This window comes from Gelidibacter sp. (genome assembly GCF_039916245.1).
Classification (GTDB): domain Bacteria; phylum Bacteroidota; class Bacteroidia; order Flavobacteriales; family Flavobacteriaceae; genus Gelidibacter.
Genome location: NZ_JBDSLS010000075.1, coordinates 1 through 7,729 on the forward strand (window position 1 = coordinate 1; position 7,729 = coordinate 7,729).

5 protein-coding genes are annotated in these 7,729 nt (G+C 38.1%); 2 read left to right on the forward strand and 3 right to left on the reverse strand.

Features of this window, described 5'->3' with window-relative positions:
- Together ABIQ28_RS03640 and bshC are read right to left on the reverse strand one after the other, a co-directional pair.
- Positions 1 to 1,226 (reverse strand): aminotransferase class V-fold PLP-dependent enzyme (locus tag ABIQ28_RS03640; protein ID WP_348035395.1); only part of this gene is annotated, 1,226 nt, incomplete at its 3' end.
- Between the two features lie 19 nt (positions 1,227 to 1,245).
- On the reverse strand, positions 1,246 to 2,856 hold the full coding sequence (gene bshC / locus ABIQ28_RS03645; RefSeq protein ID WP_348035391.1) for a bacillithiol biosynthesis cysteine-adding enzyme BshC: 1,611 nt from the start codon (positions 2,854 to 2,856) through the stop codon (positions 1,246 to 1,248).
- A 118-nt stretch (positions 2,857 to 2,974) separates the two neighbouring features.
- Here bshC and ABIQ28_RS03650 point away from each other — a divergent pair, with 118 nt between their 5' ends.
- Both ABIQ28_RS03650 and ABIQ28_RS03655 read left to right on the forward strand, forming a co-directional pair.
- Positions 2,975 to 5,464, forward strand: coding sequence for a DUF4350 domain-containing protein (locus ABIQ28_RS03650; protein WP_348035392.1), 2,490 nt, complete (start codon positions 2,975 to 2,977; stop codon positions 5,462 to 5,464).
- Positions 5,465 to 5,540: 76 nt separating this feature from the next.
- Positions 5,541 to 6,851 carry a carboxypeptidase-like regulatory domain-containing protein gene (locus tag ABIQ28_RS03655; protein ID WP_348035393.1) on the forward strand — a complete coding sequence of 437 codons (1,311 nt, stop codon included), beginning with the start codon at positions 5,541 to 5,543 and terminating at the stop codon, positions 6,849 to 6,851.
- A gap of 299 nt (positions 6,852 to 7,150) precedes the next feature.
- On the opposite strand, the gene ABIQ28_RS03660 is transcribed toward ABIQ28_RS03655, so the two are convergent.
- Positions 7,151 to 7,729, reverse strand: a 579-nt coding sequence (locus ABIQ28_RS03660) for an efflux RND transporter permease subunit (RefSeq protein WP_348035394.1), incomplete at its 5' end; no start/stop codon positions are given.

Below are 7,729 nucleotides of genomic sequence, written 5' to 3' on the forward strand. Positions count from 1 at the left end.
TAGGTCCAATGGGTATAATCTTCGGGCTGCCACCCTTTTCTTCGGTAGAGCACACAAGAGAGACTTGGCGCTCTGACCAACTCCAAATCAGGATGCGCTTCAATCATTCTTCCTGCGATTTGCGCGAGTTCAATGCCGCGTTCTACGGCTTCTTTATAACGATCGGTACCATGTGTTGCCAATGAAAACCATAAGGGCAATCCGCGTACACGTCGGGTTAATTGTATTTGATAATCTGTTGGATTAAACCCATGTGCGCCTTCATCCTTAAAAATATCTAAATAAGAGCCTTGTTGGGAATGGGCGTTTTTTGCTAATTCCGGATTTTTATAAATCACAGCGCCACAATCATAGGGTGAAAACATCCATTTATGTGGATCGATAGTCACGCTATCTGCTTTTTCTATTCCATTAAACAAATGACGTACAGAATCGGCCACCAAAGCACCACCTCCATAAGCAGCATCGACGTGAAACCATAAGTTTTCTCGCTCACAAACGGAGGCAATATCTGCTAAATTATCAATAATCCCCGCATTGGTTGTACCTCCTGTCGCCACAACTGCAAACAGACATTTACGTTGATGCTCCGTTAAATTCTGAATTGTTTCCTGTAAATCGGCACCTGTTAATCGCTCTTCTGAATCCACTAAAAGAATATCCACATCGGCCACTTTTGCCATCGCTTTAATGGACGAATGTGCGCCAATCGAGGTAATAATCAAGCCTTTTTCTCTGGTGAATTCTGGATTTTCACGCCAATGCTCTCTTGCGGTAACAATAGCAGAAAGATTCGCTGTGGTCCCGCCACTGGTGAAAACACCAAAAGTACCTTCAGGCATTCCTGTGAGGGATACCATCCATTTCATCGCTTCATTCTCGCAAAAAATACCGCCAGCACCTTCCATCCAATACGCCCCATGAATACTTGACGCCGAAGTGACCAAATCAAACATTATGGCCGCTTTTGTGGGCGATGCTGGAACAAAAGCCAAATTCCTAGGATGATCCACCGGAACGTTTGCACCGGCAAGATGATCTTTCCATAAATTAAAGGCATATTCACCACCAATGCCTTTGGCTGTAATCGTTTCGCCCACTAACTTTTTGAGCTCTTCTTCTTTTTTAGGTTTACCAATGAGATGCTCCGTAGCTGAAATACGTCCAATAACATATTTCATGATATCCAGGGTCATCTCGATCAAATTCAAATCAATCTTGTGCATACTCTTCATAACTCGAGCGCTATTGATTTGAAATATCCAAGATTAAAAATTCGGCTTTCAGAGGCTCTAAATTTTGAACTAAGGTTTGAATGATGCCTTCGCCGTATTCCAAATAAAATTCAGAAATATTCATGTGACGTTCTTGAAGACTTTGCTTTGGAAACAACTCATCTTGAAGCAACCTTACCCGTACCAAAACATCGTCCATTTTTCGTTTTTGAGCCTTCAAAAGTCTTCTTTCAAGGTTTTCAAGGCCTTTAATTTGTTTGACTTCTTGTGCGGCAACAGCACCTTTGAAGGATTTATCAGTTTTATCTGCCAACTCGTATAACTCTTCAAATTGATCATGAAGCTGTTCTTTTTGCAGACTAAAATCGATATTAATATCGGAGATGGACTTGGTAACTTTATCCATCAAATCATTCTGATTTAAAAACAAATCAGTTACCGCAACTTTCATTTTCTTCAGTTTTTTCTTTTGCATCTCAGTAATAAGCACTGCCGAATTTCTTAAAAGTAAAACAGGAAACGTTACTTTGTGTGATTCAAAATTCGATTTTAGCTGTAACCAATACGCCAATTCTCCACCCCCGCCAATATAACATAGGTTGGGCAAGATAACTTCTTGGTACAGGGGGCGTAAAATCACATTGGGGCTGAAACGCTCAGGATGCTCGTTAACCTCAGCAAGCAGTTCCTCTTTAGTCCATCGAATATTTGTATCCAAAACCCCAAAAACCCCATTGGTTTCGAGAATGCGTTCTCTTAAATTTTCTTTTATATAAAATAAATTGATCTCTCTTGGATTGACTTGTATTTTATAATTGGAAGGCAATTCATTAATCGCATCATTAGTTATGGACACTTTTTCAAATGACGTTTGATTGATCAACTCTTCCTCAATATAGGGTATGAAAAGTTTTTTCAATAGCGGATCATTGCCATCCAAAATGACTAGCCCATAGATTGAAAATAATTTGTTCACTAAAAATCGAGTGGCATCCGTTAAATTATCATGCTCCAAATAAGATTGATAAAAAAGATCTTTCAAAGATTTCGCATTATCACTACTGTCAAGCTGTGCTGAAAACGCGCCGTACACTTGATCCAAACCTTCCAAATCGAGTTCGCCAACAGCTCCAGAGGCATTCTTATTCCATTGCACTTTTCTTCCTTTGAAATTGAAAAAATTGATTTCGTCAAAATCATGATCTTCGGTAGCCATCCAATAAATAGGAACGAAATTATAAGTCGGGTTATCTTGCTTTAATTCCTTACAAAGATTAATTGTGGAAATAATCTTGTAGAAAAAATACAGAGGCCCCGTAAACAAATTCAATTGATGCCCTGTGGTTACCGTAAACGTTGTGCCGTGCTTTAAAAGATCAATATTGGTCAGAGTCGCAGAGGATATTTTTAGATCCTCATACTGTATCATGAGTGACTTGATCAAATCTGCGCGATGGTCTTTATTAAAAGAAAGCTGCTTTTCTTCAATTTGCTTTTTGAAATTCTCAAGGGTCGGAAAGCGATTATAAAATGGCTTTAGATCTTCCTTTTCATCTAAGTAATCGCAGATTAATGACGAAAAATAATTAGTGTCTTTAAATGGGATGTATTCGGTTGGCATATTCGAAGTTAAAATTGAAATGTAAAGATAAGGTTCTTAAGATTTTTTACATCGTATATTTCAGATAATTCACTTGGGCTTCCTATCTTTACTACACAACCATTCCACGTTTCAGTATATGAAAAAATTATCCGTATTCCTTTTTGTTCTTTTGAGCCCAATTTTCATCTCAAATGCACAACACCTCCAATCGCCGTCAGACTTCCTTGGATATGCGCTGGGCACAGAATTTTCAAGACATCATCAAGTTGTCGATTATTTTAAAATGGTCGCCTCGCAACTACCCAATCAGGTAAAACTGGAAAAGTATGGAGAAACCAATGAGCGAAGACCACTTTATACCGCCATTATTTCTTCGGAAGAAAACATAAAAAACCTCGAAACCATTCGCCAAGATCATCTTAAGAATGCAGGAATAGGCGAAGGAAATTCTACTTCAAACAATATTGCCGTGATATGGCTAAGTTATAATGTGCATGGCAATGAGGCGTCAAGCACTGAAGCTTCCATGAAAACGATTTATACCTTATTAACGGAAAAGCAAGATTGGTTAAAAAACACCGTGGTCATTATAGATCCGTGCATGAACCCTGATGGACGTGATCGCTATGTCAATTGGTACAACGAAACCAAAAGCACACCTTATAACACCGACCCACAATCCAGTGAGCAAAATGAACCTTGGCCAAGAGGAAGAGCCAATCATTATCTTTTTGACCTCAACCGGGATTGGGTTTGGGCCACTCAAAAAGAAACACAAGCCCGATTGAAAGTCTATAATAAATGGTTGCCAATCATTCATGTCGATTTTCACGAACAAGGCATGAACGATCCGTATTATTTTTCGCCAGCCGCAGAGCCTTTTCATGATATTATAACCGATTGGCAACGCGATTTCCAAACGCAAATTGGAGAAAACCATGCCAAATACTTTGATGCTAATGGCTGGTTATACTTCACTCGCGAGCGTTTTGATTTACTCTATCCAAGTTACGGGGACACCTACCCAACTTATTTGGGCGCCATTGGGATGACCTATGAGCAAGGCGGCCAAAAAGGATTAGGCATTCTCAATGATGAAGGTGATATTTTAACTTTAGTGGACCGTTTGGAGCATCATTATACGACAGGATTGTCGACCGTAGAGATGGCTTCCAAAAACGCGACGAAACTAAATACAGAATTCAAGAAATTCTTCGCTAATAAAGATGTGAAATACAAAAGCTATGTCCTGCGTGGGTCTTCTGATAAAATAGACGGTCTCAAAACACTATTAGATAAACACGAAATTAAATATGGTGCGGCAGCCTCAGGAAAAGTTTCAGGTTATAATTATAAAGACAGTAAAAATGGCAATCTGAACTCGACTTCTGAAGATTTAGTGGTCAGCACCAATCAGCCCAAAGGACAAATGGTTCAGGTATTATTTGAGCCTAACACGAAGTTGGCCGACTCCATAACCTATGACATCACAGCATGGAGTTTACCTTACGCGTATGGTTTGGATGCCATAGCAAGCAGCAATTTAGTGGGAACCTCTGCTGTTGGAAAGGCATCTGATCTAAACATAAAAAACACCAATGCCGTTGCTTATGTAGCCAAATGGGATCACATGAAAGATGCTGAATTTTTAGCAGAATTATTAAAACAGAATATTAAAATACGCTTTACAGAAAAACCTCTAACCACAAAAAATCCAGAGCAAACTTTTGATAGAGGTGCACTTATTATCATTAGAGGCGACAATAAAAAGGTTGAAAACTTTGATGACATCGTCATAACTGCGGCCAACAAATATAAAAGAAATGCGGTTGCCGTTTCCAGCGGATTTTCAAAATCGGGGCCAGATTTTGGCTCGCCAGATGTGAAGTTGGTCAATAAACACAACATTGCACTTCTTTCAGGCAAATACACATCTTCTTTAGGATATGGCGAAATGTGGCATTTCTTTGAACAACAATTACACTATCCTGTAACCTCAATCAATACGGATGATTTTGATCACATCAATTTGGATAAATATACCGTCCTGGTTATACCTCATGGATATTATGGACGATTTTTTAATGATGACAATTTAGCAAAACTTAAAACTTGGGTCAAAAAAGGCGGAAAAGTTATCGCAATAGATGGTGCCTTAAACATTTTCTCAGACCATAAAGATTTTAATTTAAAGAGAAATATTACCAAAGACTCCACTAAAGTAAAAACCAATCTCACACCGTACGCTGAACGCGAACGCATGGACACCAACGACCTGATCACGGGTACAATTTTCAAAGCGGATGTTGACCATACACATCCTTTAGCTTTTGGCTATGACAAAACCTATTTCACCTTAAAATCGGGCTCTAAGGCTTTTAGCTTGCTGGACACCGGTTATAATGTTGCTTATTTGGTTGGAAAACCAAATAAAGTATCGGGTTTTGCAGGAAAGAACACGTTGAAAGATCTTGAAAACTCATTGGTTTTTGGTGAAGAACGTCTTGGAGATGGCAGTATCATCTATATGGTTGACAACATCCTTTTCAGAAACTTTTGGGAGAATGGCAAACTGTTTTTCGTCAATGCCGTTTTCTTTGTAAACAATAACGCCTTCGAATTGTAAATCATTAAAGATTAACAGATAAAATCATTTATTGCATCTTTATTTTCACTAATTTAAGGACTAAATCTTACAAGTGATGAAAATCAAAATCGATTGCGCTCAACTATCAGCAAAAACGCATTTGTTGAGGCTTGTATTTTTCGTTTTTTTGGGAATGAACGTTTTTGCAAACACTTCACTCCAAGTGCAAGATAAAATTCAAAACTTTACAGAATTTAAAGGCTCCGTAATCGATAGTAAGTCAAAAGCACCTTTGGCATTCGCAGCACTAAATGTTGACGACACCAATATCAGTACAATTACAAATTCGGATGGGGAATTCCTTTTAAAAGTGCCCAATACCCTGGTCAATAAAAACATTACCATTTCGTTTTTGGGATATCAGACCAAAACCGTTCCTCTTTCTAATTTGAACGGTGGCGACATTCAAATTTTATTGGAAGAATCGGCAATGGAACTATCCGAAGTTAAAATAAATGCGCCCAAAGATGCTCGAACCTTGGTAAAAACCGCATTGGAAAAAAAAGGAGAACACTACATCAATGAAGAAACGGTAATGACCGCTTTTTACAGGGAAATCATTAAAAAAAGGCGTCGAGACGCGTCCTTATCTGAAGCCGTAGTTGAAATTTACAGAGAGCCTTACACATCAAATAAACCGGATAAAATCAAACTTATTAAAGCACGAAAAAGCACGGATTATAATAGATTAGACACCTTGGCAGTCAAATTACAAGGCGGCCCTTTTAGTGCACTTTATGCGGATATGATTAAATATCCTCAGTTTATATTCACTGATAATAATCTTTCCAATTATGAATTTTCATTTGATAAACCTACTGAAATCAACGATCGTTCGGTTTATGTAGTGAAGTTCAAACCACGTGAAAATATTATTGAACCCCTGTATTATGGGAAACTCTATATTGATGCTGAAACTTTTTCGCTCATCAGCGCAATTTATAATCTGAATGTAGAAAACAGGGAATTGGCAGCTGAAATGTTTGTCAAAAAGAAACCCAATAGAGTTACGGTCTATCCTACAGAAGCCGCGTATCGTGTTGATTATAGAATGAAAGACGGCAAGTGGTTTTATGGATATAGCAATCTGCAATTAACCATAAAAGTCATTTGGAAAGGTAGATTATTCAACAGCGTTTACACCTTAAACAGCGAAATGGCCATTACCGATTGGGAAAAAAGTTTAGATGAAGGATTTACCAGAAAAGAAACCTTACGGCCATCCATGATTTTAAGTGATGAAGCTTCTGGATTTTCCGACCCTAAATTTTGGGGCGACTATAACATCATCGAACCAGAAAAATCCATTGAGTCCGCGATTGATAAAATCAATAAGCAATTGGAAAAACAAAAAGGAAACGGGTAAGTTAATACCCGTTTACTCCTAAAAAATATTGGTTATTTCTCAAATGAAAACAGTTATAGCATTAATAAAACTCTAATTGCAATACTTCTTTTTCATTTAAAATTTAAGCATATAAAAAAATTAAAAAGACAATTTTCATTATCTGAAAAGCAGTCATCTAATCTAAAAAAACGACACATCAGCCCCTTACGCATCAAGTCCCTGCCCGACTCTATCTTGCCTAATAAAGTCATTCAGGCGAGCAGCAGGCGGGTTGGTTCTTAATTCTATCAGCGAAGCGGTCTTGATTCTTTTCAATATTAATCTTTCGTCCTTCTATAAGCCAAATAAAACAATTGCGGCAAAACGGTCAACGAAAGCACAGTACAAATCAAAATCCCACCCACAATCATAATCGCCAAGGGTTTTTGAATTTCAGAACCCATCCCATTGGAAAGTGCTGCGGGCAATAATCCCATCGCTCCCATTAATCCAATCATCACAATAGGTCTGATTTTTTCTTGTACGCCTAATGAAATAGCTTCTTTTAACTTATGACGTTCTTGAAGTTTTTCATGAATAACAGTTATTAAAATAAGTCCATTAATGGTAGAAACTCCGAAAAGAATAATAAAGCCTATTCCTGCAGAAATCCCAAAAACAGTTCCTGTCGCCCATAAGGAAATCAAGCCACCCACAAAGGCAAAAGGCAGTGTCAGTGCGGCAATAACCGTGTCTTTAACGTTTCCGAAATTCATATATAACAAGAAAAGAATCAATAGCAAAGAGATAGGAACCACCATCATCAGCTGATTACTGGCGCGTTCTTTACTTTCAAATTCACCCGCCCATTCGACTTTGTTATAAGATGGAATGTCAACTTGCTCTTCCACTTTTTT